Here is a 1,327-nt window from a genome sequence, read left to right as displayed (position 1 = left end):
TCGCCGCTACTAGGGGGATCTCGGTTGATTTCTTTTCCTCCGGGTACTTAGATGTTTCAGTTCCCCGGGTTCGCCTCACAACCCTATGTATTCAGGTTGTGATACTCACTTATGTGAGTGGGTTTCCCCATTCGGACATCGTTAGCTCAAATGCTTGTTACTAGCTCGCCAACGCTTTTCGCAAGTTACTACGTCCTTCATCGCCTCTGACTGCCAAGGCATCCACCATATACGCTTAGTCACTTAACCATACAACCCAAATGAGTTTCCGCTTGTTACTCAAGCGCCTGTCTTTATTGTAAATCTCGCTCTTCGGTTATGTAGTGAACTACACGCCCTCATCGCTCAACCTACGGCTTCGACAGCCACATGATTAACTGCGCTTTATCTACTCGCCATCAATAAGGGTATTATTGACTGCTGTATCGCAACTAATGGTTTCTACTTTCGCCAAAATTAGAATTTTACTCAATCATCAACAAGTGAATGTTAATTCATAAGCCAAGACACTTAATGTTAAGTGTTTTGAGAACTCAATTTTATTTCGCACTAATATTAAAAACCGCGACATCGTCGCCATCTCTTTATATTAATACTATCAGCTTTCCAAATTGTTAAAGAACTGGCTTAAAAAAGCCAAAGATAAATTATTCTATTTATCTTTGGCATCTCTATCCTATTTGCAAGTAAATACTGGAATTATTGAGAGTAATCGAACCGCTTTTTCAAGCTATTCAAATCACAACTATTATTTCCAAAACCTAAGTAAATGGTGGAGCTATGCGGGATCGAACCGCAGACCTCCTGCGTGCAAGGCAGGCGCTCTCCCAGCTGAGCTATAGCCCCATTTACATGCAGTCAAACAAGATAATCGATATAAAATACCAAATCGCAATCTAATCGAGGCAGTTTAATGCGACGCTTAGCTTTTCTTAAGCGAGTATTAAACTAACAAAGAGTAGATAAGATTTGGTGGGTCAGAGTGGACTTGAACCACCGACCTCACCCTTATCAGGGGTGCGCTCTAACCAGCTGAGCTACAGACCCATTTATACTTGTTTCTTTGTCCCAATTCTTCGTTACTTTCGTCGTTCAATCAGTCATGTAGTGAACTACACTCCCTCTTCACTCCTCAAGTGCCTTGACTTGAAACAAATTAACTTCGCCTAAAATAAGCGTGTATATCTTGTTCTTTCTTTTCGACAAGCATATCTGTGTGAACACGCACAGGAATCAATTATTCATTGTAATAAGGAGGTGATCCAGCCCCAGGTTCCCCTAGGGCTACCTTGTTACGACTTCACCCCAGTCATGAACCACACCGTGG

General features: G+C 42.0%; 2 tRNA genes and 2 rRNA genes. All 4 read right to left on the bottom strand.

The window, feature by feature from the left end:
• Window positions 1-249 (bottom strand): 23S ribosomal RNA (locus tag Q0791_RS24835); the annotation flags it as partial.
• A gap of 521 nt (window positions 250-770) precedes the next feature.
• Window positions 771-846, bottom strand: a tRNA-Ala gene (locus Q0791_RS24830).
• A gap of 124 nt (window positions 847-970) precedes the next feature.
• A tRNA-Ile gene (locus Q0791_RS24825) sits at window positions 971-1,047 on the bottom strand.
• 203 nt (window positions 1,048-1,250) lie between these two features.
• Window positions 1,251-1,327: ribosomal RNA gene (locus tag Q0791_RS24820) — 16S ribosomal RNA — on the bottom strand; the annotation flags it as partial.

It is taken from the genome of uncultured Shewanella sp., assembly GCF_947495455.1.
Lineage (GTDB): Bacteria > Pseudomonadota > Gammaproteobacteria > Enterobacterales > Shewanellaceae > Shewanella.
Note: the sequence above shows the minus strand (reverse complement) of the source record. Positions and strands in the feature narration are given on the sequence as shown.